Raw genomic sequence first — 23435 nt, forward strand, 5'->3', positions numbered from 1 at the left:
TCAGCCTTCCGCCGCTCGCGCGCCGCGCGCCGTGCGCGGCAGCAATAGTCCGACCTGGATGATGCGCGGCCCGTCCATCCGCGTCACGGTCAGCTTCAGGCCGGCGATCTCCACCATATCGCCTTCGACCGGCGGCGACGTGAAGGCCGCCTGCATGGCCGCCTCCAGCGTCAGGCCAGCCTCCGCCGCACCCAGTTCGCGCGTGCCGTAGAGCCCCGCCACATCGCGCAGCATGGCCTCGCCGGACAGCAGGAAATCGTGGCTGGCCTTGCCCCAGGCCGGCGCCGGGCCGGGCTTGCGGAACAGCAGCGCCAGCATCGGCACGCTGGTGCCGGGCGCCAGGATGGAGACCACGTCGCCGGCGCGCAGCACGGTCTGCTCGGGCGCTGCCAGCGCCTTGTCGCGCACCACCGTCAGCAAACGGCAACGCGGCGGCAGTTCGAGCTGGTCGGCACGCAGGCTCTCGGCCGGGGCATCGCGCTCCACGGCGAACTGCATCACCTCGAGCGCGGGGCCGTGGGTGCCATGCAGGCGGGCGCGCGCGAGCGGCTCGGGGTATGCCGGCCGCAGCACACGGGCCAGGCGCGCCGCGAACGGCACCGTGGTGCCCTGCAGCAGCAGGCTGGCCAGCACCACGGCGAAGGCGACGCGGAACAGCAGGCCCGCGTCGGGCAGCCCTTGCAGCAGCGGGAACAGCGCCAGCACGATCGGCACCGCGCCGCGCAGGCCCATCCACGCCATGAAGCCCTTCTCCCGCGCGCTGAAGCGGAACGGCAGCAGCGCCAGCCAGACCGCGGCCGGGCGCGCCACCAGCATCAGGAAGGCCGCCACGGCCGCGGCCGGCCCCGCCACTTCCCAGATCCGGTGCGGCGCCACCAGCAAGCCCAGCAGCAGGAACATCACCGACTGCGACAGCCAGGCCATGCCGTCCATCGCGCGCATGGCGTCCGCGCTGACCGCGCGCTCGCGGTTGCCGACCAGCACGCCGGTCAGGTAGACCGCCAGGAAGCCGCTGCCGCCGGCGCTCTGCACGATGGCGAACACCATGGCGCCGCCCGAGCACAGCAGGATGGCCTGCAGCCCCTCGGCCACGCGGATGCGCTCCATCACATTGGCCAGGCAGTAGCCCAGCCCCATGCCCAGCACGCCGCCCACGCCGAACTGCACCACCAGCCGCCACAGCAGGGCGCCCGGAGTCAGGCCGGCGGGCGCGCCGATCCACTCGATCAGGGTCAGGGTCAGGAAGATCGCCATCGGGTCGTTGATGCCGGATTCGATCTCCAGCACGCTGGCGACCCGCTCCTTGAGGCGGATGCCGCTGGTATTGAGCAGCGAGAACACCGCCGCGGCATCGGTGGAGCCGACGATGGCGCCCAGCAGCAATCCGAGCTTCCAGTCGATCTCCAGCACCCAGGCGGCGAACAGCCCTACCAGGCCGGTGGTGACCAGCACGCCCACCGTGGCCAGCGCCAGCGACGGCTTGAGCGCCACGCGGAACGTGGTCAGCCTGGTGCGCAGGCCGCCGTCGAGCAGGATCACCGCCAGCGCCAGGTTGCCGACCAGGAAGCTCAGCCAGGTATTGGAGAAGCGGATGCCACCGGGGCCGTCGACGCCGGCCAGCATGCCGACTGACAGGAAGACGAGCAGGAAAGGCACGCCGAGGCGCGCGGAGAAAGCGCCCACCACGATGCCCAGGGACATCACGACGGCGCCGATCAGGATGACATGGTCGATGCTTTCCAAAGCGGCTTTCCTTTCAGCGCCGTGCTGCATTGCCCACATGCCCGGAGGGCGGCGAGCCGCGGCATGGCGGCCAACGATGATAGCGCAGCCCATTGCCGGCACGACCGCGCCGGGCCGCCCCGGGCGGGGCGCCCCGGTGCCGTCGCGGATCGGCTGGAAGCGATCCGTATGTCGCCTAGGGAGATACCCGCAGATTGACCATTTCACAAGACATCTGAAAGRTAGCTGAAAGGTCCGCCCCTTACTTTCCACCCTGCCCGCGGCAGGTCGGTTTGGCGTGTCACTTTGATGCGCCGCAGCAGCGCCCGCCGCCCGGATTTCAAGCAGCTTTTCGAGGAGAATCATTTTGCGCATACGTAGCCAAAAGGACTTTGCCTCCGGCCTGATGTTCATCCTGGTCGGATTCGGCTTTTCCTGGGTCGCACGCGGCTATTCCATGGGAACCGCCGCCAAGATGGGTCCGGGATATTTCCCGTTCTGGCTCGGCGTCGTGCTCGCCTTGCTGGGCGCACTGGTGCTGTGGAGTTCCCTGTCCGCCAAGAAGGAAGAAGACCAGCTGGCGCGCTGGGATATCAAGACGCTGCTGTGGATCCTGGGCGCGGTGGTGCTGTTCGGCCTCATGCTCAAGCCGCTTGGCATGGTGCTGTCCGTACTGGTACTGGTGCTGGTGTCCTCGATGGCCAGCCATGAATTCAGCTGGAAGGGTGCCGTTCTCAACGCCATCATCCTGGTGGTGATCAGCATGGGCGCCTTCGTCTACGGCATCAATCTTCAGATGCCGGTGTGGCCGGCATTCTTGGCAGGATAAGGAGACGGCCATATGGAACTACTCGCCAACCTGGGGCTGGGCTTCTCTACCGCCCTGACCCTGCAAAACCTCGCATACGCCTTCCTGGGCTGCGTGCTGGGTACCCTGATCGGCGTGCTGCCGGGCCTGGGGCCTCTGGCCACCATCGCCATGCTGCTGCCGGTGACCTACACGCTGCCGCCGGTGGCCGCGCTGATCATGCTGGCCGGTATTTACTACGGCGCGCAATATGGTGGCTCCACCACCGCCATCCTGGTCAACCTGCCGGGTGAATCGTCGTCGGTGGTGACTACCATCGATGGCTACCAGATGGCCAGGCGAGGRCGAGCGGGGGTGGCGYTRGCCACCGCCGGCCTGGGCTCGTTCTTCGCCGGCTGCGTGGCRACCCTGATCCTGGCTGCGTTCGCCRCGCCGCTGTCGGAACTGGCATTCAAGTTCGGCCCGGCCGAATACTTCTCGCTGATGGTGCTGGGCCTGATCGGCGCCGTGGTGCTGGCTTCGGGTTCGCTGGTCAAGGCCATCGCCATGATCGTGCTGGGCCTGCTGCTGGGCCTGGTCGGCACCGACGTGAACTCGGGCGCCGCGCGCTTTTCCTTCGACGTGCCTGAACTGACCGACGGACTGAACTTCGTCTCGGTGGCCATGGGTGTGTTCGGCTTCGCGGAAATCATCGCGAACCTGGAACAGAAGGATGCCCGCGAAACCTTCACGGACCACATCACCAACCTGTTCCCGACCAAGGCCGACTTCAAGCGCATGATTCCCGCCGTGTTGCGCGGTACTGCGCTCGGCTCTCTGCTGGGCATCCTGCCGGGCGGCGGTGCGGCACTGGCGTCGTTCGCGGCCTACTCGCTGGAGAAGAAGACCTCCAAGTATTCCCACGAATTCGGCAAGGGCGCCATCGAAGGCGTGGCCGGTCCGGAATCGGCCAACAACGCCGCGGCGCAAACCTCCTTCATCCCGCTGCTGACGCTGGGCATTCCGCCCAACGCCGTGATGGCGCTGATGGTGGGCGCGATGACCATCCACAACATCCAGCCGGGTCCGCAGGTCATGACCAGCAACCCCGCGCTGTTCTGGGGCCTGATCGCCTCGATGTGGATCGGCAACTTCATGCTGATCATCCTGAACCTGCCGCTGATCGGGATCTGGGTGAAGCTGCTCAAGGTGCCTTACCGCTACCTGTACCCGGCCATCCTGACCTTCTGCTGCATCGGCGTGTACTCGGTCCAGAACACCACGTTCGACGTGTTCCAGACCGCTGCCTTCGGCGTGATCGGCTACCTGTTCATCAAGCTGAAGTGCGAGCCGGCGCCGCTGCTGCTGGGCTTCGTGCTGGGACCGATGATGGAAGAGAACTTCCGCCGTTCCCTGCTGCTGTCGCGTGGCGAGTTCAGCGTGTTCCTGACCCGCCCCCTTTCGCTCGGCCTGCTGATCGCCGCTGCCGTGCTGGTGCTGATCGTGGCGCTGCCGTCGATCAAGAACAAGCGCGAAGAAGCGTTCCAGGAAGAATAAGCAGGACAACAAGCAACAACAGCAAGACCATCGAAGGGCGCCGCGAGGCGCCCTTTTTTCGTTTCCCGCCCGCCTGTCCGTGGGCCGCGGGAATCGGCGTCCCGCGCCTCAGGCCCCGAACAGCCCGGCGCACGCCTCGCGCACGGCCGCCGTGATATGCCGGCGCGCATGATCGCGCCGCTCCAGCATGCCGATGGTGCGCAGCACGGGCGCGCCGCCCACCGCCAGCGGCAGGATGCGCAAGGCGTCGTCGTCCAGCCAGCGCGCGCGCTGCAGCAGCGGCACCACGGTGACGCCGACCTCCTGGCGCACCAGCTCGACCAGCGCCTCGATCGAATTCAGCTCGAGGAACTCGTTGACGCGCAGGTGGGCGCGGCGCAACGCGCGCTCCACCAGCATGCCGGTGCGCTGGCCGCGGTCGAAGCGCAGGAACGGGTTGGCGGCCAGCGCCTCGCGGGCCGTCGCGCCAGGGCTGCTGAGCCCGGCGATGGCCACCAGCGGTTCGCGGTAGAGCGGCGTCCACACCAGGGTGCCGGGCAGGCGGCCGGCGCCTTCGACCAGCATGGCGGCGTCCAGCTCGCCGGCTTCCACCTGGGCGGCCAGCTCGAGGGACTTGGCGCCGACCAGGCGCACGTCCAGCGCAGGGTATTCGCGCTTCATGCGTGCCACCACGTGCGACAGGCCGCCCATCACCGAGACCACGGCGCCCACGGCCACCGCGCCGGCCATGGCGTCGGGCGCCTCGGGCGGCAGGCGCATCTCGTCGTACAGCGCCAGCATGCGGCGCGCCTGCGGCAGCAGTTCGCGTCCGCCTGCGTTGAGCGCCACTACCCTGCCGCCGCGGTCGAACAGTTCGCGGCGCAGCTCCATCTCCAGCGCACGCATCTGCAGGCTGACCGCGGCCTGGGTCAGCGACACCTGCTCGGCGGCGGCGACAAAGGAGCCGTGGTCGGCCACGGCGACGAAGGTACGGAGGAAGCGGATGGTGCTCATGAAATCGGCGCCATAAAAGCGCCCTTTAATCCACTAAATAACTTAAGAAAATATTGAGACACACAAAAGAAATATTAGCTTTCATTACGATGTAGCGCACGGAATAATGATGCAAAGCATCATCGAATCGCGTGCGGCGGCCAGCCCTGGGGCAGTTGCCGCCTGCCCCTGCCTTCCAGTTCCGGAGAACACCATGAAACACTGGCTGCGCCTGCTCGGCACGAGCCTCGCCACCGGCCTCGCACTGAGCGCGGTGCCGGCTCTCGCCGACACCTACCCGAACAAGCCGATCCGCCTGATCGTGCCGTTCCCGGCCAGCGGCGCCACCGACCTGCTGGCACGCGCCATCGCCCAGAAAGTGGGCACCAGCATGGGCCAGCAGATCGTGGTGGACAACCGGCCCGGCGCGGGCGGCGCGATCGGCTCCGACATGGCGGCCAAGGCGCCGGCGGACGGCTACACGCTGCTGATCGCCACCACCAGCACGCACTCGATCGGGCCGTATATCAACACCCGCCTGCCCTACAACACCGAAACCGACTTCACGCCGATCGGCCAGGTGGCCATCGCCACCAATGTGCTGGTGGTGCCGAACAGCCTGCCGGTGAAGAACGTCAAGGAACTGATCGACTACGCCAAGAAGCATCCCGGCGAGCTGAACTACGCTTCGAGCGGCAACGGCACGGTGGTGCACCTGACGGCCGAGGCCTTCAAGGCGCAGGCCGGCGTGTTCATCACGCACATTCCCTACCGCGGCACCGCGCTGGCCGTGCCCGACCTGATCTCCAACAAGGTGCAGGTCCTGTTCGACAGCATCGTCTCGGGCCTGCCGCACGTGAAGGACGGCAAGCTCAAGGCGCTGGCCGTGACCAGCCTGAAGCGCTCGCCGCTGGCGCCGGAGATCCCCACGGCCAGCGAGTCCGGCCTTCCGGGCTTCGAATCCGACACATGGTTCGGCATCTATGGCCCGAAGGGCATGCCGGCCGACCTGGTGAACCGCCTCAACGCCGAGTTCAACAAGGCGATCCAGTCGCCTGACGTCAAGGAGCGCCTGGGCAAGCTGGGCGCCGAGCCGGTCGGCGGCACGCCGGCGCAGTTCGCCGCGATGGTCAAGAAGGACAGCGCGCGCTGGGGTAAGCTCATCAAGGATCGCAAGATCACCGTCGAATAAGAGGTCGGTTCAAGCCACCTCCGTGGCGGCGCCGCAGGCGCGCCGCCCGCGCAAGCAACCGAGACAAGCATGCAGAATTTCAACTGGACCAACCCCTACCCCTCCGTGCGGATCCCGCTGTTCGCGCGCAACGTGGTGTCCACTTCGCATCCGCTGGCGGCGCAGGCCGGCCTGCGCATGCTGCTCAAGGGCGGCAACGCGGTGGATGCGGCCATCGCCGCGGCGGCGGCCATCACCATCGTCGAGCCGGTCTCGTGCGGCCTGGGCAGCGACGCTTTCGCCATTCTCTGGGACGGCAAGGAACTGCACGGCCTGAACGCGTCCGGCGTGGCGCCGGCGGCCTGGAGCCCCGAATATTTCAAGAACAAGTACGGCACGGACGCCAACGGCATCGCCAACCGCCCGGTGCGCGGCTGGGACGCCGTCACCGTGCCCGGCGTGATCGCCGGCTGGGCCGCGCTGCACGAGCGCTTCGGCAAGCTGCCGTTCGCCGACCTGATGGAGCCTGCCATCGAGATCGCCGAGCGCGGCTATGCGGTGCCGCCGGTGGTGGCGCACAAGTGGGCCGCGGCCGTGCCTGAACTGAAGGACCAGCCCGGCTACGCCGACACCTTCATGCCCAACGGCCGCGCGCCCAACGTGGGCGAGAAGTTCACGCTCAAGGCCGCCGCCGAGACGCTGCGCAAGATCGGCGCCACCAACGGCCGGGCCTACTACGAAGGCGAGATCGCCGAGCGCATCGCCGCCTTCAGCAAGGAATGCGGCGGCGCCATGACCGCCGCCGACCTGCGCGACTACAAGCCGGACTGGGTCAAGCCGATCAGCAAGTCCTATCGCGGCTATGAGATGCACGAGATCCCGCCCAACGGCCAGGGCATCGCCGCGCTGATGGCGCTCGGCATCCTCGACCAGTTCGACGTGGGCTCGCTGCCGGTGGATTCGGTGGAGTCGCAGCATCTGCAGATCGAAGCGATGAAGCTGGCCTTCGCCGACCTCTATCGCTACGTGGCCGATCCGCGCAGCATGGAAGTCACGCCCGAGCAGATGCTGGACGACGCCTACCTGAAGTCGCGCGCCAAGCTGATCGACATGCAGCGCGCCACGCATTTCGACTTCGGCATGCCCAAGGTGGGCGGCACCATCTACCTGACCGCCGCCGACGAGAACGGCATGATGATTTCCTTCATCCAGTCGAACTACATGGGCTTCGGCTCCGGCGTGGTGGTGCCCGGCACCGGCATCAGCCTGCAGAACCGCGGCGTGGGCTTCTCGATGGACCCGAAGTCCGCCAACGTGGTGGCAGGCGGCAAGCGTCCCTTCCACACCATCATCCCGGCCTTCCTGACCAAGGGCGGCCAGCCGGTGATGAGCTTCGGCGTGATGGGCGGCGACATGCAGCCGCAGGGCCATCTGCAGACCGTGGTGCGCATGGTGGACTACAACCAGCAGCCGCAGGCCGCATGCTGCGCGCCGCGCTGGAAGGTCAACCGAGACTTCACCCTGGACGTTGAATCCACCATGGATCCTGCCGTGGTGGCCGCCCTCAAGGCGCGCGGCCACCAGCTCAAGTCGGTCGACGACCCCTACATGGACTTTGGCTCCGGCCAGTTCATCTGGCGTATGTCCGACGACGCCGAACACGGCTACGTAGCCGCCAGCGATAGCCGGCGCGATGGGCAGGCAGTCGGTTTCTGAATCGGTTTCTGAGTCCCCGCAAGCAGTACTGGGAGGGCGCCCCCGGCAACGGGGGCGCCTTTTTTCTTGGCGGGCCGGCGCGCGACTGTCCGCAACTGGCCTGCCCGGCGTCGGCATGACTGTGCATGGCGTACGCGCGCCGGCACCTTAGACTGTGATGTCCGCCATCCATGGCCCGGCGCATTCCCCGGGAACAGCATGACCACCTACGCCTACCGCCTGCTCAACGTGTTCGCCGAATCGACCTTCGGCGGCAATCCGCTATGCGTGTTCGAAGACGCGCGCGGGCTCGACGACGCCACCATGCAAGCGCTGGCGCTGCAGTTCAACCTGTCGGAAACCACCTTCATCCTGCCGTCGGAGCGGGCTGCCGCCCAGGTGCGCATCTTCACCACCGGCTACGAGATGCGCTTCGCCGGCCATCCCACGCTCGGCACCGCCCACGTGGTGCGCGAACTGGCCGCCGCCGGCGATGCCTTCTCGCTCGAATTCAAGGCGGGAGTGGTGCCGGTCACCGCGCAGGGCGACATCTGGACCTTCACCGCGCCGCACGCGGGCGCGCCGCGTACCGCGCCGGCCGGCCTGCCGGACGCGCAGATGGCTGGCCTGCTCGGCCTGACCGCAGCGGACCTGCTGGCGCCGCCGATGTGGGTCGATACCGGCGCCGACCAGTTGCTGGTGCCGCTGCGCAGCGTGGACGCCGTGCGCCGCGCCCAGCCCGACGGCAGCCGGCTCGAAGCATGGCCGCAGAGCAGCCTGGGCCGCAAGACCGCTTATGTGTTCGCCTTCGATCCCGCGCAGCCCGGCCAGGTCGAGGCGCGCTACTTCTTCACCAAGCAGGGCGGCGGCGTGGCGGAGGACCCGGGCACCGGCTCGGCCTGCGCCAACCTGGGCGGCTGGATCGTCGCCAGCGGCCGCGACCTGCCCGCCACCTGCCGCATTGCCCAGGGCGAGGCCGTGGGCCGTCCGTGCGCGCTGCACCTGGAGGTCACGGCCGACAAGGCCATCCGCGTGGGCGGGCGCGTGATCGAGCTGGGCCGCGGCACAGTCACGCTGTAGCGCCGGGCACGCGGCGCGATTGCGGTACAGTGAGGCACTGTCCCGCAATCGTCCCGCAGCGTCTCGGGAAACCAAAAGAAACAAGCGTAGCGATGCCCCGGCCGCCGCGCATGCTCCTCGCCATGAACCCATACGCCATCACCACGCTGGCCGAGCTGGAAGCGCGCTACGCCGACGCCGCCGAAGCTTCGCTCGCCAAGGAAGTCAGCTACCTGCACCCGCTCTACCGCGCCTTCATCGAAGCCGCCCCGCTATGCCTGCTCTCTACCGTTGGCAGCAGGCATGCCGAATGCTCGCCGCGCGGCGACGCGCCCGGCTTCGTGCAGGTGCTGGACGAACGCACCCTGTTGCTGCCCGACCGCCGCGGCAACAACCGCATCGACAGCCTGCGCAATATCGTGGCCGATCCGCGCGTGGGACTATTGTTCGTCATTCCCGGCGTCAACGAGACCATTCGCGTGGCGGGCACCGCCACCATCTCGGTGGACCCCGCGCTCATCGCGCGCTGCGTGGTCGATGGCAAGGCGCCGGCGACGGTGCTGGTGATCGCGATCGAATCGGTGTTCTTCCAGTGCGCCCGCGCGCTGGTGCGCTCGAAACTGTGGGCCCCGCAAAGCCAGGTGGCGCGCGCCAGCCTGCCGAGCAACGGCACCATCCTCGCCACCCTGAGCCACCACACCATCGACGGCACCGCCTACGACGAGACCCAGCCCGCACGGCTGCAACAAACCCTGTATTGATCCCGCCCGATCACCACGCGCCCATGTACACGCCATCCCACTTTGCCAGCACCGAAGCCGACGCCATCGACGACGTCTTGCGCGGCTACCCGTTTGCCACCCTGGTCGGCAACGATGCCGACGGCATCCCGTTCGCCACCCACTTGCCGGTGGTTGCCGAACGCGCCGGCGACAGCTGGCAGGTCGAAGGCCATATGGCGCGCRCCAACCCGCACTGGCGCTGGCTCGAACAGAACCCGCGCGCGCTGCTGGTGTTCCAGGGGCCGCACGGCTACGTATCGCCCGCGTTGTACGAGCAGAAACTGTCGGTGCCGACCTGGAACTACGTCGCCGTGCACGTCTACGCGGACATCGCCACCATCCATGACGCCACGGAGAAGGACGCACTGCTCAAGCGCCTCATTGCCCGCAACGAGCCCGCTTACGCCGCGCAGTGGCGCGCGCTGCCGGAAGACTTCCAGCAGAAGATGCTGGGCGCGATCGTGGGCCTGCGCATCGTGCCGACACGCATCGAAGCCAAGTTCAAGCTGAGCCAGAACCGCCCTGCCGCGGACCGCGAACGCATCCTCGCCGCCCAGCAGGAAGGCAGCCCCCTCGAACGCGACATGGCGCAATGGATGGCGCGCATGACTGGCGCATGACTGGCGCATGACCGGCGCCTGACCCCGGCCGGGCAAGCCCGGGAACGCGCGCCACTCAGGCGCGCGGCAGCCACTCCGGCGCGTGCGAACCCAGCGGCACTGACGGCAGCGCCCAGCGCGCGGGCGTCTCGGACAGACGCCCGGCATGCGATACCACGGTCAGCTCGCCAAACCCCGATGGCAGGGTCTCGAGCAGGTCCGCCACATCCGCGTATTGCTGGTCCGGCTGGCGCAGTCCGCCATCGACACGGCCCAGGCTGCGCAGCCACTGCCCGGTCTGCGCCAGCGACACGCGCACATGCCAGCTGCCGCCCTCGGTGGCGCGGCGGTAAAGCCCGGCCATGGCTCCCAGTGCCAGCAGGTAGCCCGCCGCGTGGTCCAGCACCTGCGCCGGCAAGGGCCGCGGCTCTTCGCTGCCGGCCGCCAGTGCCTCGGCATGGTTGAAACCGGTGGCGGCCTGCACCAGCGAATCGAAGCCACGCTTGCCTGCCCACGGCCCCACATGCCCGTAGGCGCTCAAGCTCACATAGACGATGCCGGGGCGCGCCCGCGCCGCCGCTTCCGGCCCCACCCCCAGTTCGGCCAGGCCCTGCGGACGGTAGCCCTGGATCAATACATCGGCGCCATGCAGCAGCTTGTGCAGGGCCCGCTTGTCGTCGGGGTCGCGCAGATCGAGCTGGCAGGAACGCTTGCCGCGCCCGGTATCGATCACCAGCGGCGCGATGAAAGGCAGGTGGGCAGCCGTGACGAGCAGCACGTCGGCACCATGGGCGGCCAGGGTGCGCCCCGCCACCGGCCCGGCGATGATGCGCGTGAAGTCGAGCACGCGCACGCCGGAAAGCGGACGCGCGCCGGCGCCCGGCAGCGCCGGCAAAGGCTGCGGCGGCGCGTCGCCGATACGCTCGAGCGTCAGCGGCGGCAGGCCGCGCAGGGCCTGCGCCTGCGGATGCCGGTCCCATTCGTCGAAGCCGCGCAAGGCGGCCACCACCAGGCCCGCTTCCGAGGCGGCGGTCTCGAAGGCCTCGGGCTCCCATTTGCGCAGGGCGGCGTCCACCGCGGCGGGATCGGGGCCGCAGCCGAGCAGGCGCAGCACGCCGTCCCGGTGGTGCGGGAAATTGGCGTGCAGGCGTACCCAGCCGCCGTCGCCGCAGCGGCAGAGGCGCGTCAGGGGGTCGCGGAATTCCGGCGCAGGCGCGCCGTCCACCCGCAGGTAGCGTTCACTGCGGAACTCGGCCAGCGCATGGCGCATATCGACGGCAACCTGCTGGCGACCGCCGCCGCGCAATTCCCACAGGGCCGCCGCGGCAAGCGCCGCGCTGCCCAGGCTGGCCTGCGCGGCCGTGCCCACGGCAAAGGACGAGGGCAGGCCGGGATCGGCGCCGCCGAGCCGCGCGTGGCCTGGCGCGGCGGCAGGCAGCCCGGCGGCCTGCCAGAGCCCGGCCAGGGCTTCGTGCGGGGTCGGGCGGGCGGCTGGAGTGACGGTCGAGGCAGGCATGGCGAATGGACTCCGGGAAGCGGATGCGTTGACTCCATGCTAGGACGCGCCAGCCGTTTTGGCGTCTTTTCAGGCCGGCGCGGCGAGTTTGCACGACGCCGGGCGCAGGCACGGTAAAATCACGCGATCCGGCATTCCGCCATGCAATCGAGCAGCGCGGCAGGCTGCGCGCCGCATTCCGGTGCGCAGCCTGCGCCTGCTGACGTAACCGCCTCCGGCGCAACCATGAGCCACGACCCCAAAGCCAACGACAGCACCCCCGCCGCATCCAATTTCCTGCGCAGCATCATCGACCAGGATCTCAACGCCGGTACCTATGCCGGCCGCCAGGATACGCAGGGCCAGGCGTTGCCCACCGTCATCACCCGCTTCCCGCCGGAACCCAATGGTTACCTGCATATCGGCCACGCCAAGAGCATCTGCGTGAACTTCGGCCTGGCGCGCGACTACGCCGGCCGCTGCCACCTGCGCTTCGACGACACCAACCCGGTCAAGGAAGACACCGAATACGTCGATTCCATCATCGACTCGGTGCACTGGCTCGGCTTCAGCTGGGACACCACGGACAAGGACGGCGCCCGCCAGCCGCACCTGTACTACGCCAGCGACTACTTCGACCAGCTCTACGCCTTCGCCGAAAAGCTGATAGAGCGCGGCGTGGCCTACGTGGACAGCCAGAGCGCCGAGCAGATCGCCGCCAACCGCGGCGACTTCTCGCGCCCGGGCACGCCTTCGCCGTTCCGCGATCGCAGCGTGGCGGAGAACCTGCAGATGTTCCGCGACATGCGCGACGACAAGTACGCCGACGGCGAGCACGTGCTGCGCGCCAAGATCGACATGAACGCGCCCAATATCGTGATGCGCGACCCGGTGATCTACCGTATCCGCCATGCCCATCACCACCGCACGGGCGACAAGTGGTGCATCTACCCGATGTACGACTTCACGCATTGCATCTCGGACGCGATCGAGAACATCACCCACTCGCTGTGCACGCTGGAGTTCGAGAACAACCGCCCGCTGTACGACTGGGTGCTCGCCCAGTTGCGCGATTGCGGCGTGTTCAGCGAGCCGCTGCCGCACCAGTACGAGTTCGCGCGCCTGAACCTGACCTACGCCATCACCAGCAAGCGCCGCCTGCTGCAACTGGTCAACGAGAACCGCGTGGAAGGCTGGGACGACCCGCGCATGCCGACCATCGTGGGCATGCGCCGGCGCGGCTTCACCCCGGAATCGATACAGTTGTTCTGCGAACGCATCGGCGTGGCCAAGTCCGATAGCTGGATCGACATGAGCACGCTCGAAGGCGCCGTGCGCGACGACCTCGACGCGCGCGCCGCGCGCAGCGTGGGCGTGCTGGACCCGGTCAAGCTGATCCTCGACAACTACCCCGAAGGCCAGAGCGAGGAATGCTCGGCCCCGGTGCACCCGAAGAAGCCCGAACTGGGCCGCCGCGTGTTCCCGCTGTCGCGCGAATTGTGGATCGAGCGCGACGACTTCAGCGAAGCGCCCCCCAAGGGCTACTTCCGCCTGTTCGCGCCGAAGGACGGCAACCCCGGCAGCAAGGTGCGCCTGCGCTACGGCTACGTGATCGAATGCACGGGCGTGGACCGCGACGCGGACGGCAAGGTGATCGCCGTGCACGCCAGCTACCTGCCGGACACCAAGAGCGGCACGCCGGGCGCGGACAGCGTCAAGGTCAAGGGCAACATCCACTGGGTCAGCGCGCCGCATGCGTCCGAGGCCGAGGTGCGCCTGTACGACCGCCTGTTCAACGACCCCAACCCGGACGCCGGCGGCAAGAATTTCCTCGACGCGCTGAACCCGGACTCCAGGAAAGTGGTCACAGCCTATCTGGAGCCGGGCCTGGAGCAGGCTGCCGCCGACGACCGCTTCCAGTTCGAGCGCCATGGCTACTTCGTGGCCGACCGTGTCGATTCGAAGCCGGGCAAGCCGGTCTTCAACCGTATCGTCGGCCTCAAGGACAGCTGGGGCAAATGACCATGCAGACCATCACCTTTTCGCTCGAAGGCGAGCATATCGCCCTCAACGACCTCCTCAAGGTGGCTGGCGTCTGCGACAGCGGCGGCGCCGGCAAGGCCCTGGTGGCGGCCGGTGAAGTCTCGGTCGACGGCGCGGTGGAATCGCGCAAGACCGCCAAGATCCGCGCTGGCCAGGTGGTCAGCGTGGCAGGCGTGAAGATCCGCGTGGTGGCCGCTTGAGGCTGGCCGCGCTGGCAGCGCGCCCGGGCGCCGCGACGGCAACCGGGTGCGATTTCCGCGAACGGGCAGGCCGGCAGGCAGATACGGAAACAGGGAAACAGCGATGCCGATAGCGTTCTGGTGTGTACTGCTGGCAGGCATCCTGCCCGTCGTGACGGTGGCCATCGCCAAGGCCGGCGGCGCCGGCTTCGACAACCACGACCCGCGCGGCTGGCTGGAAGGGCAGGCCGGACGCGCGCGCCGTGCCGACATGGCGCACCGCAATCACTTCGAAGCCTTTCCCTTCTTTGCCGCGGCCGTGCTGTCGGCAAGCTTCCTGCATGCGCCGGCGGCGCGCATCGACGAACTGGCGCTGGTCTTCATCGCCGCGCGCATTTTCTACACCGTGTGCTACCTGGCGGACCGCCCCACCTTGCGCACCCTGTGCTGGACCGTGGGCTTCCTGTCGGTGATCGGCATGTTCCTGCTGCCCGTGTTCGTCCACTAGAGCCCTGCCGCCATGCGCAAGACGCCGGTCCTGGTACGCACGCTGTGGCTGCTGGCCGCGGCGTTGCCCTGCGCGGCGCAGGGCGCCCCCGCCGACTATGCGGTGGACCCCACGCACACGGCGGTCTACTTTGCCGCCAGCCACTTCGAGCGCACCTCCGTGCGCGGGCGCTTCGGCAAGATCGATGGCCGCATCCGCTATGACGAGGCCACCGGCAGCGGCGGCATCGATTTCACGGCGGATGCCGATACGGTCGACACCGGCAACCGCACGCTCGACGGCGTCCTGCGTTCGGCACAGTTCCTCGATGCGCAGGCCTTCCCGGTCGTGCGGCTGCGCGCCGACCGTTTCATACGCGAAGGCGAGCGGCTGGTCGCGGTGGAAGGCGAACTGACGCTGCACGGCGTCACCCGGCCGCTGCGACTGGAGGCCGAGCGCTTCAGTTGCGGCGAGATCTCGCTGTTCGGCATCAAGCGCCACGTGTGCGGCGGCGACTTCCGGGCGGTGCTGTCGCGCAGCGCGTTCGGCATGACGCGCTTCCTGCCCGATGTGGGCGACACCGTGACGCTCACCCTCTCCGTCGAAGCCACGCCGGACAAGCCGGCGGGCGAGTGACAGCCGCGCCACCCGGCCGGCGTCCTTCCTCATGGCGGCGCTCGCGCTGCCGCCACATGTTGCCCAGCAGGCGCCTGACCGGCGATTTTCTTCTGTAGAATCAGCGGTTTGCATATTTTGGCCGGCCCCGTTTCCTTTGGCTTCCCGGCCGCCGCCTGACACGGGACGACAACAGGATGACGATGATTCACATCGGGGATGTAGTGGCGGCTTCGCTGGCCGCGGCGGGCGCCTGSCTGATCTGCAGCATTCCCTTGGGCTTCCTGCGCCGCTTCCCGGCGTGGGCGCTGCAAACGTACGGCCGCCGGGCCCTGATGGTGCCGGCGCTGAGCTTGCCGGTGGCGAGCTGGCTGGCCGGGCTGGCCATGTTCGGGCAGGTCGACAGTGCGGCCGGCCACGCCATGGTGGTCGCGGCGGCCTTCCTGTGCCTGGTGCTGGGCTCGGCGCTGCTGCGGTTCTACCTGAGCGAGTACCGCAAGGCGCGCTGAGCGTATCGCCGCGCCCGCATCCGCGGGCTGACGCCGGGGCGCCCGGGCGATGCCGCCCGCCGCCCTGCGTGGCGCAGCCGCGAGCGCGCCGCCGGATTCACGTATCATGCGGCCTTTCGCATCTCGCCGACGCCATGTGCGGCGGCGCTTCACAGCGGTTCACAGCGTTTCCCAATGGCTCTCAAATCCACCATCTACAAGGCCGAGCTTTCCGTGTCCGACATGGACCGGCCCTACTACGGCAGCCACGCCCTGACCATCGCCAAGCACCCGTCGGAGAACGACGCGCGCATGATGGTGCGGCTGCTGGCCTTTGCCTGCGAGGCCAGCGAATCGCTCACCTTCACCCGCGGCCTGGACGAGCCCGACGAGCCGGACCTGTGGGAAAAGACCCTGACCGACGAGATCGCGCACTGGATCGAGCTGGGCCAGCCCGACGAATCCCGCCTCAAGCGCGCCTCCGCGCGCGCCGGGCGCGTGACCGTGTTCACCTACAATGGTGCGAGCGCGCGCGAATGGTGGAAGGGCATGTCCGGCAAGGTCGGCAAGCTGCGCAACGTGACCATCTACAATGTGCCGGCCGATGCGGTCGATGCCCTGGCCGCGCTGGCCCAGCGCGCCATGCGCTTGTCGGTGACGATCCAGGACAGCGAGATCTGGGTCAGCGACGACGACCACAACGTGCGCATCACGCTCGACATCCTGCAGCGCGCCGCGGGCTGACCCCCGGCGCCGCCGCGGTTGCGCAGTACCCGTTTGCCCGGAACGGCCAGCCATGCGCTGGCCGTTCCGGTACCGTGACCCTCCCTGATACAGCATAAGGAAGCCAATCATGAACACCACTCCCTCCGGCCTGCAATACGAAGACACCGTCACCGGCGAAGGCGCCGAAGCCACCGCGGGCAAGCATGTCACGGTGCACTACACCGGCTGGCTTTACGACAACGGCCAGGCTGGCCGCAAGTTTGATTCGAGCAAGGACCGCAACGACCCGTTCGTGTTCCCGCTGGGTGCAGGCCACGTCATTCGCGGCTGGGACGAGGGCGTCCAGGGCATGAAGGTGGGCGGGACTCGCCGCCTGGTGATCCCGGCCGAGCTGGGCTACGGCGCGCGCGGCGCGGGCGGCGTGATYCCGCCGAACGCCACGCTGCTGTTCGAAGTGGAACTGCTGGCRGTCTGAGCCTCCGGGTCGCGGACCCGGCCATGCAAGAAGGGACGCCCGCGGGCGTCCCTTTTGCCTTCTGGCGCCCCCGGCGTCAGAAACTGATCGCGGCGTTGCCGACGTCGACCCGCACCTTGTCGCGGTCCAGCAGCCGCGCGGCGTGGCGCGCATAGTCCTGGGCCCACGCGGCATCGCCGGCAAAGCGCTGCTCGCCCGAGAACTTGGCCACGTTCAGGATCTTGTCGATCACCAGCACCTTGCCCACCGGACTCGAAGCCTGGCAATCGAGTTCGGCGTATTCGCGGTCGAACCAGCGCCAGCCGGCCTCTTCGCTGACGGCCGCCAGTTCGGCGTCGCCAATGGTGAAACCGAATTCCTTGCCGGTGCCGAAGGCCACCGTGAGCGTGCGCGCCATAGCCTGATCTCCTGGTTGATGCGGTATTGTAAGGACATGTCTGCCGCCGCCGCCACCTCGTACGGTCAACTCGGCGCGATTTTCGCTGCGCCTGCCATACCGGCAACCGTTGTCTGCCGCACACACAGGGACAGTCGTTTCAGAGATTTCTGCTTGCCATGTGGTTTCGGTGCCGCCTGAAACGCAGCTTTGGATTATGCTTGCAAGCATGGCCATCACCCGACAAGATCTCGAAACGGATCGGCTTCGTGCTTCTCTTTGCAGCACGCCGGTGGCTTCCTCCCTACTCCCGGAAGAAGCGTTCGAAGGCTCCCTGCGCGCCACGCTGGACCAGCGGCCGGACACACCAGGGCTGGCCGGCGATGTCTGGGTGTTCGGCTACGGCTCCCTGATCTGGAACCCCATGGTGGTGCACACGGCGCGTCAGCTGGCCACCGTGCATGGCTACCACCGCGGCTTCTACCTGTATTCGCGCATCAACCGCGGCACCTGGGACGATCCCGGCCTGGTGCTGGCCCTGGACCGCGGTGGTTGCTGCCACGGCATGGTGTTCCGCATCCCCCACGACATGATCGAGCAGGAATTCCGCCTGCTGTGGCGCCGCGAGATGCTCACCGGCGCCTACCATCCGCGCTGGCTCAAGGTGAAGCTGGCCGGCAGCAAGCCGCAGCCGGCGCTGGCCTTCGTCATGAACCGTACCCACGAAGCCTATGCCGGGCGCCTGCCCGACGAGCGGGTGGTGGCGTGCCTGCGCCACGCCTGCGGCCTCTATGGCCCGGCGCGCGAATACCTGCAGCAGACCTTGCTCGGCCTCGCCACGAACGGGGTCGACGATCCTTACCTGGGCCGCCTGTGGCGCCAGCTCCAGGACACCGACGCCGCCTGCGAGCGCGCCACCAGCGAAGCCGCCTGACCCGGAAAGCAGCCTGATGCCACGCCCTGCCGCCCGCTCCCGCCGAATGGTACTCGCCGAAGTGCTGGGGCTGACCGGGCTGCTGATGGGCGGGGCGCTGCTGGCCAGCCCGGGCGGTTCGAGCCTGGCGGCCCGCCMGGGCGGAAGCAGCCCGGCCCAGACCTCGCCGCGCCCGCACGGGCAGGGCGCCACCGCCGCCACCGGCGCTACCAGTGCCCACGAAAACGTTGGCGCCCTCGACCGCAACCTGATCGCTGCCGCCACGCAAGGCGATCTCGAGCTGGTCAAGCGCCTGCTGGCGGCCGGCGCTTCCGCCCAGGCCACCGACGAACGCGGCCGCGGCGCCTTGCTGGTAGCCGTGTACAGCCGCCACACCGAGGTGGCCAAGACGCTGGTGGCGGCCGGCGCCGACGTCAACCGCAAGGACATCGACTCAAACAGCCCCTTCCTGCTGGCCGCGTCCACGGGGCAGCTCGAAGTGGTGCAACTGGCGATTACGCACGGAGCAGACCTCAACAGCACGGACATCAGCAACAGCACGGCGCTGATCGTCGCCTGCGCGCATGGCAATACCGAGGTGGTGAAGGTGCTGCTGAAGGCGGGCGTGGCGGTCGACCACGTCAACCGGCAGGGCTGGACCGCCCTGCTGGAGACCATCGTCATGGGCGACGGCAGCGCGCGCTACGAGGATACGGTGCAGTTGCTGCTCGATGCCGGCGCGGACGCCAACCTGGCGGACCGCGACGGTACCAGCCCGACGCGGCACGCGCGCGAACGCAGCTACAAGACCATGGTGAAGATGCTGATGCGCGCGCGCGGGCACTAAGCCCGGCGCACGGCGCGCCGGGCGCTGTCAGGCAGCAGCCGGTTAGGCGCTGCGCGCGTTCTCGCTTTCCTGCAGCTGGCGCCACATCACCTTGCCGGTGCCCGATTTGGGCAGCGCATCGACGAACTCCACCACGCGCGGATACTTGTAGGCCGCCATGTTTTCCTTGGCCCACTCGATGATGTCCTCGGGCGTGGTCTTGCCCTTGGCATCGGCCTTGAGCACGACCACCGCCTTCACGGTTTCGCCGCGGTACGGGTCGCGCGAGCCGATGATGCAGGCCTCCTGCACGGCCGGATGCTTGTAGAGCAGGTTCTCCACCTCGGCCGGCCACACCTTGAAGCCGGACGCGTTGATCATGCGCTTGAGGCGGTCGGTCAGGAAGTAATAGCCCTCCTCGTCCATGCGGCCCAGGTCGCCGGTGCGGAAGAAGGTCTTGCCGTCGAACTCGATGAAGGCGTCACGCGTGGCGTCCGGCTTGCCCCAGTAGCCCTTGAACACCTGCGGGCCGCACACGATGATCTCGCCGACTTCATTGGGCGGCAGCTCGGCCAGYGTGACCGGGTCGATCACGCGCGCGTCGGTATTCAGGGTGGGCACGCCCAGGCATTGCAGCTTGGGGCGGTCGACCGGGTTGCTGTGGGTCGGCGCCATCGTTTCCGACAGGCCATAGCCCTCGACATAGTTCAGGCCGAACTGCTGCTGCAGGCGCTCCGCCACTGCCTGCGGCATGGCCGCGCCACCGCCGCCGATGTAGCGCAGGCTCGACAGGTCGAACTGGGCCAGGTTCGGGCTGCCGAGGAAGTCGATCACCATGGTCGGGATATTGGTCCAGTGGGTGACCTGGTAGCGCGAGATCAGGCGGCCGGCGACTTCGCGGTCCCAGCGCGGCRGCATCACCACCGTGGCGCCGCTGTAGATCGGGCCGTTCATGCCGTATTGCATGCCGGTGACGTGGAACATCGGCAGTACCGACAGGATCGTCGATTCCGCGCCGCTGCCGCTCCAGATGCCGCCGCCGATCACGTTGTGCATGACCGAGCGGTGGGTGTGGATGCAGCCCTTGGGGAAACCGGTGGTGCCCGAGGTGTAGGGCATCACTGCCACGTCGTCGGGACCGGCGGTATGTTCGGACGGCACCAGTTTCAGGGCGAGCGCCTCGGCCCACGGCGTGGCGCCGGCCGGCAGCGGATGCTGGGCGGTGAGCCAGGCGGCGGGCGCATCTTCCGGGTGTTCGTAGCTGGCAGGCAGCGCGTCGCTGTATTGCGTGACCAGCATATGCTGCAGGCGCTGCCCGGCCGGCAGCTCGGCGTTGGCCTGTTCGGCACCGGCCGCCAGGTCGGCGCTGCAGATCGCCACGCGGGCCTGGGCGTCGCTGATGTAGTGCTTGAATTCCTCGGTGCGGTTCATCGGGTTGACCGGCACCACCACGGCGTCGGCGCGCAGGATGGCGTAGTAGCCGACGATGAACTGGGGGCAGTTCTGCATATAGAGCAGCACCCGGTCGCCCTTCTTCACGCCCGCCTTCTGCTGCAGCCAGCCGGCCATGGCGCTGGCCTGCGCCTCGAGCTGGCTGAAGCTGATGGCGTTGCCGAAATAGCGGATGGCCGCCTTGTCGGCATAGCGGTGCGCGGACACCACCAGGTTGTACCAGAGCGAGGTTTCCGGCAGCACGATCTCGGTGGGTACCCGCTTGGGCCAGAACTTGAAATGCGGGCGCGCGGACTGGTGGGTTGGCATAAATGTCTCCTATGCGGTCTGCTGGACCTGATCTTGAAATGCGAATCAAGCAATATAACCGAACGACCGTTCTATTTTCAATCCATCGCTTACCCTTGTCTACCCGTCGCCCGGCCGGGCGTGGTTGCAAACGGCGCCGTCCGCCCCAATCTAGCTTAGGTCTGCCCCCCGGCACGCGCCGGGCCCACCTTCTACCGAGAGCAAGCCATGAGCGACGTAACCCTGCAGAATTTCGAGGCCGACGTGATCGAGACGTCGCATCACATCCCGGTGCTGGTGGATTTCTGGGCGCCCTGGTGCGGTCCGTGCAAGACGCTGGGCCCGATGCTGGAAAAGCTGGAAGCCGAGGCCGGCGGCAAGTGGCGGCTGGCCAAGGTGAATGTCGACGAGAACCAGGACCTGGCGGGGCACTTCGGCGTGCGCAGCATCCCGCACGTGGTTGCGTTCGCGGACGGCCAGGCGGTAGACCAGTTCACCGGCGTGCTGCCGGAGTCCGGCCTGCGCGAGTTCCTGGCCCGCGTGATGCCCAATCCTGGCCAGACCGCCTTGCGCGCGGCGCGCGATGCCATCGGCGCCGGTGATCATGAAGCCGCCCGGGAGGCTTTCCAGGCCGCGCTGGCTTTCGATCCCGGCTTCGACGCGGCCCGGCTCGAATACATCGGCTTCCTGCTCGACATGGACGCGCTGGACCAGGCCGAGTCCGAGTTCGGCATGCTGTCGCCCAGCGCACCCCAGGCGGAAGGCTTCGCCGCGCTGCGTACTCGCCTCGAGGCCATGCGCGGCGTGTCCGAACTGCCCGACACCGCCACGCTGACGGCGCGCATCGCCGCGGCGCCCGGCGACCTGCGTTCGCGCCTGGACCTCGCCCGCGCGCTCATCGCGCACCGGCAATACGAGGCCGCGCTGGAGCAATTGCTGGCGATCGTGCGGGCCGACCGCAGCTTCGAGGAAGATGTCGGGCGCGTCACCATGATCTCGGTATTCGACCTGATGAGCGACCAGCCCGAGGCGGTTTCGCGCTGGCGCCGGCAGCTGGCTTCCGCGCTGAATTAAACTGGCGGGCCTGTCATACCTTCTTGCCCGCTGCTGCCGTGACCGCTTCCCTGCCCCGCCTGGCCGATTTCCGCACCGACCCGACTCCCAGCCACGACCGTCCGCGCCCGGACCGGCTGGTGTCGGGCAATCCCGAGCGCACCACGTGGACGCACTACAGCGCCGGCCGGGGCGACTTCGACTGCGGGGTGTGGGCGTGCGAGCCGGGTGCGTGGCGCATTGCCTTCCCGGCAGGCAAGGAAGAGTTCTTCCAGATCATCAGCGGACGCATCCGCATCAGCGACGATGCCGGCAACGCCCGCGAATTCGGGCCCGGCGATGCGTGCGTGATCCCGGCGGGCTTTACCGGGCTGTTCGAGGTGATTGAAGCCGTGCGCAAGCACTTCGTCGTGCTCGACCGCGCGGCCGCCGGCGCAGGCTGAAGCCCGCCAGCGTATTCAGGCAGCCTGCCCGGCAGGTGCCTCGATCAGGCTGAAGCCGTTTTCGCGCATGTGGCTGACCATCATCGCGTCCATCGACTTCACATGCTGGTCGAACCAGCCGGGCAGCTCCGACACCAGCCGCCGGCCCAGCGCCACGTCGCCTTCCGCGACCTTGGCCCGCACCGCGTCGGCCACCGCCAGCACTTGCTGGTGCTCGCCGCGATGACAGTGCTGCGGGCCGAAGGCCATGGCTTCCATCCACGCTTCTTCCTGGCCGAAATGATGACGCGAGTGGTCGATCCACTCGTCCAGCGCGGCCAGGAAGCCGGTGTCTTCGGCACGCGCGGCGGCGTCCAGCAATTGCACGAACTCTTCATGGGTGGCGTCGGTCACCGGCTCGCCGAGCAACAACTCGGGCGCGAGGGTGGCGCGGCTCGGCGCGAGGGCATCCGCAATGGCATCCGTAGGGGAATCGGTCATGTCTGGGGAGAAGAAAGTGGGCAGGCTCGCCGGCATGCATGGCGCCGGGTGCCGGCATAAGGCCAGAGGATACCGAATCCGCGGTTCGCCGGCCTGATCCAGGACAAGACGGYGCGCGGGTTATGCTGGAGCCTGGCTTTCCATCGCGCCAGGCCCAGGCCTGCCCCCATATGCCCCGACTGCTCTTCTTCTGCGGCCACGCCGGCACCGGCAAGACCACCCTGGCCCACCGCCTGATCGGCCCGCTCATGCAGGCCACCGGCGAACCGTTCTGCCTGCTCGACAAGGACACCCTGTACGGCGGCTACAGCGCCGCGGCGATGGGCGCGCTGACCGGCGACCCGAACGACCGCGACAGCCCCACCTACCTCAAGCACCTGCGCGATGCCGAGTACCACGGCCTGCTCGACACCGCGCGCGAGAATCTTGCGCTGGGCATCAGCGTGATCGTGGTGGGCCCGCTTTCGCGCGAGGTACGCGACCATCTGCTGCACGACCCGGCGTGGCTGCGCGTGCCGCCCGGCACCGAGGTACGCACCCTGTGGGTGCACCTGCCGGAAGACGAAGCCCATGCCCGCATCATCCGGCGCGGCAACCCCAACGATGCCTACAAGCTGACGCACTGGGACGACTACCGCGCCCGGCGCTTCATGCCGGCACCGCAGGCGCATCCCGAACTGAGCTACTTCGACAACTCCGCCCCGGACGAAGCCGACCTGGCCGCGTTGCTGGCCGAGCTGGCGGCCTAGCTC

General features: G+C 68.3%; 25 protein-coding genes. 19 read left to right on the plus strand and 6 right to left on the minus strand.

The window, feature by feature from the left end; all coding sequences use genetic code 11:
• The gene (locus tag AC1DO7_RS04960; protein WP_441613161.1) at nt 1-1743 is read right to left on the minus strand and encodes a potassium/proton antiporter; all 1743 of its coding nucleotides are present in this window, start codon (nt 1741-1743) and stop codon (nt 1-3) included.
• 346 nt (nt 1744-2089) lie between these two features.
• On the opposite strand from AC1DO7_RS04960, the gene AC1DO7_RS04965 reads away from it, so the two are divergent.
• Together AC1DO7_RS04965 and AC1DO7_RS04970 are read left to right on the plus strand one after the other, a co-directional pair.
• Entirely contained in the window at nt 2090-2551 is a 462-nt protein-coding gene (locus AC1DO7_RS04965) for a tripartite tricarboxylate transporter TctB family protein (RefSeq protein WP_441613162.1), read from the plus strand.
• A 12-nt stretch (nt 2552-2563) separates the two neighbouring features.
• Nucleotides 2564-4066, plus strand: coding sequence for a tripartite tricarboxylate transporter permease (locus AC1DO7_RS04970; RefSeq protein WP_477115857.1), 1503 nt, complete (start codon nt 2564-2566; stop codon nt 4064-4066).
• A gap of 108 nt (nt 4067-4174) precedes the next feature.
• Here the strand turns inward: AC1DO7_RS04970 and AC1DO7_RS04975 are convergent, their stop codons facing one another.
• A complete protein-coding gene (locus AC1DO7_RS04975) occupies nt 4175-5059 on the minus strand; it encodes a LysR substrate-binding domain-containing protein (protein WP_441613164.1) in 885 nt (294 codons plus the stop codon).
• Between the two features lie 193 nt (nt 5060-5252).
• On the opposite strand from AC1DO7_RS04975, the gene AC1DO7_RS04980 reads away from it, so the two are divergent.
• The 5 genes from AC1DO7_RS04980 (at nt 5253) to AC1DO7_RS05000 (ending at nt 10365) form a co-directional block, all read left to right on the plus strand.
• Complete coding sequence (locus AC1DO7_RS04980) at nt 5253-6230, plus strand: Bug family tripartite tricarboxylate transporter substrate binding protein (protein ID WP_441613165.1); 978 nt, start codon at nt 5253-5255, stop codon at nt 6228-6230.
• Nucleotides 6231-6299: 69 nt separating this feature from the next.
• Nucleotides 6300-7925: a gamma-glutamyltransferase gene (gene ggt, locus AC1DO7_RS04985; protein WP_441613166.1), complete on the plus strand. Its 1626-nt coding sequence runs from the start codon at nt 6300-6302 to the stop codon at nt 7923-7925.
• A gap of 198 nt (nt 7926-8123) precedes the next feature.
• Nucleotides 8124-8984, plus strand: a complete 861-nt coding sequence (locus AC1DO7_RS04990) for a PhzF family phenazine biosynthesis protein (RefSeq protein WP_441613167.1) — start codon at nt 8124-8126, stop codon at nt 8982-8984.
• Nucleotides 8985-9106: 122 nt separating this feature from the next.
• Nucleotides 9107-9724 carry a pyridoxamine 5'-phosphate oxidase family protein gene (locus tag AC1DO7_RS04995; RefSeq protein ID WP_441613168.1) on the plus strand — a complete coding sequence of 206 codons (618 nt, stop codon included), beginning with the start codon at nt 9107-9109 and terminating at the stop codon, nt 9722-9724.
• A 23-nt stretch (nt 9725-9747) separates the two neighbouring features.
• The gene (locus AC1DO7_RS05000) at nt 9748-10365 is read left to right on the plus strand and encodes an FMN-binding negative transcriptional regulator (protein WP_477115858.1); all 618 of its coding nucleotides are present in this window, start codon (nt 9748-9750) and stop codon (nt 10363-10365) included.
• Between the two features lie 55 nt (nt 10366-10420).
• On the opposite strand, the gene AC1DO7_RS05005 is transcribed toward AC1DO7_RS05000, so the two are convergent.
• The gene (locus AC1DO7_RS05005; protein WP_441643189.1) at nt 10421-11860 is read right to left on the minus strand and encodes a CoA transferase; all 1440 of its coding nucleotides are present in this window, start codon (nt 11858-11860) and stop codon (nt 10421-10423) included.
• A gap of 225 nt (nt 11861-12085) precedes the next feature.
• Here AC1DO7_RS05005 and AC1DO7_RS05010 point away from each other — a divergent pair, with 225 nt between their 5' ends.
• From AC1DO7_RS05010 to AC1DO7_RS05040, 7 genes are all read left to right on the plus strand, one after another.
• On the plus strand, nt 12086-13861 hold the full coding sequence (locus tag AC1DO7_RS05010; RefSeq protein WP_441613171.1) for a glutamine--tRNA ligase/YqeY domain fusion protein: 1776 nt from the start codon (nt 12086-12088) through the stop codon (nt 13859-13861).
• Nucleotides 13862-13863: 2 nt separating this feature from the next.
• On the plus strand, nt 13864-14082 hold the full coding sequence (locus tag AC1DO7_RS05015) for an RNA-binding S4 domain-containing protein (RefSeq protein ID WP_441613323.1): 219 nt from the start codon (nt 13864-13866) through the stop codon (nt 14080-14082).
• A gap of 103 nt (nt 14083-14185) precedes the next feature.
• Nucleotides 14186-14569: an MAPEG family protein gene (locus tag AC1DO7_RS05020; protein WP_441613172.1), complete on the plus strand. Its 384-nt coding sequence runs from the start codon at nt 14186-14188 to the stop codon at nt 14567-14569.
• A gap of 12 nt (nt 14570-14581) precedes the next feature.
• Nucleotides 14582-15184, plus strand: coding sequence for a YceI family protein (locus AC1DO7_RS05025; RefSeq protein WP_441613173.1), 603 nt, complete (start codon nt 14582-14584; stop codon nt 15182-15184).
• 176 nt (nt 15185-15360) lie between these two features.
• Nucleotides 15361-15672: a hypothetical protein gene (locus tag AC1DO7_RS05030; RefSeq protein WP_477115859.1), complete on the plus strand. Its 312-nt coding sequence runs from the start codon at nt 15361-15363 to the stop codon at nt 15670-15672.
• A 174-nt stretch (nt 15673-15846) separates the two neighbouring features.
• Complete coding sequence (locus AC1DO7_RS05035; protein WP_441613176.1) at nt 15847-16395, plus strand: YaeQ family protein; 549 nt, start codon at nt 15847-15849, stop codon at nt 16393-16395.
• A gap of 109 nt (nt 16396-16504) precedes the next feature.
• Nucleotides 16505-16852: an FKBP-type peptidyl-prolyl cis-trans isomerase gene (locus AC1DO7_RS05040; RefSeq protein WP_020204589.1), complete on the plus strand. Its 348-nt coding sequence runs from the start codon at nt 16505-16507 to the stop codon at nt 16850-16852.
• 76 nt (nt 16853-16928) lie between these two features.
• Here the strand turns inward: AC1DO7_RS05040 and AC1DO7_RS05045 are convergent, their stop codons facing one another.
• On the minus strand, nt 16929-17249 hold the full coding sequence (locus tag AC1DO7_RS05045; protein WP_441613177.1) for a hypothetical protein: 321 nt from the start codon (nt 17247-17249) through the stop codon (nt 16929-16931).
• Between the two features lie 208 nt (nt 17250-17457).
• On the opposite strand from AC1DO7_RS05045, the gene AC1DO7_RS05050 reads away from it, so the two are divergent.
• Nucleotides 17458-18162 (plus strand): gamma-glutamylcyclotransferase, encoded by a 705-nt coding sequence (locus AC1DO7_RS05050; protein WP_441613178.1) that lies wholly within the window; start codon nt 17458-17460, stop codon nt 18160-18162.
• A gap of 16 nt (nt 18163-18178) precedes the next feature.
• Nucleotides 18179-18988, plus strand: a complete 810-nt coding sequence (locus AC1DO7_RS05055) for an ankyrin repeat domain-containing protein (protein WP_477115860.1) — start codon at nt 18179-18181, stop codon at nt 18986-18988.
• Between the two features lie 42 nt (nt 18989-19030).
• Here AC1DO7_RS05055 and AC1DO7_RS05060 read toward each other — a convergent pair whose 3' ends face one another.
• A complete protein-coding gene (locus AC1DO7_RS05060; protein ID WP_477115861.1) occupies nt 19031-20728 on the minus strand; it encodes a long-chain fatty acid--CoA ligase in 1698 nt (565 codons plus the stop codon).
• Between the two features lie 207 nt (nt 20729-20935).
• On the opposite strand from AC1DO7_RS05060, the gene trxA reads away from it, so the two are divergent.
• Nucleotides 20936-21781, plus strand: a complete 846-nt coding sequence (gene trxA / locus AC1DO7_RS05065) for a thioredoxin (RefSeq protein ID WP_441613181.1) — start codon at nt 20936-20938, stop codon at nt 21779-21781.
• A gap of 38 nt (nt 21782-21819) precedes the next feature.
• Nucleotides 21820-22203 carry a cupin domain-containing protein gene (locus AC1DO7_RS05070; protein ID WP_441613182.1) on the plus strand — a complete coding sequence of 128 codons (384 nt, stop codon included), beginning with the start codon at nt 21820-21822 and terminating at the stop codon, nt 22201-22203.
• A gap of 15 nt (nt 22204-22218) precedes the next feature.
• Here AC1DO7_RS05070 and AC1DO7_RS05075 read toward each other — a convergent pair whose 3' ends face one another.
• Nucleotides 22219-22683, minus strand: a complete 465-nt coding sequence (locus tag AC1DO7_RS05075) for a bacteriohemerythrin (protein WP_441613183.1) — start codon at nt 22681-22683, stop codon at nt 22219-22221.
• 170 nt (nt 22684-22853) lie between these two features.
• Between AC1DO7_RS05075 and AC1DO7_RS05080 the strand changes: the two genes are divergently transcribed.
• The gene (locus AC1DO7_RS05080) at nt 22854-23432 is read left to right on the plus strand and encodes a P-loop nucleotide/nucleoside kinase family protein (protein WP_441613184.1); all 579 of its coding nucleotides are present in this window, start codon (nt 22854-22856) and stop codon (nt 23430-23432) included.
• Nucleotides 23433-23435 lie beyond the last annotated feature (3 nt).

The sequence above is a fragment of the Cupriavidus sp. 05N40 genome, assembly GCF_056397305.1.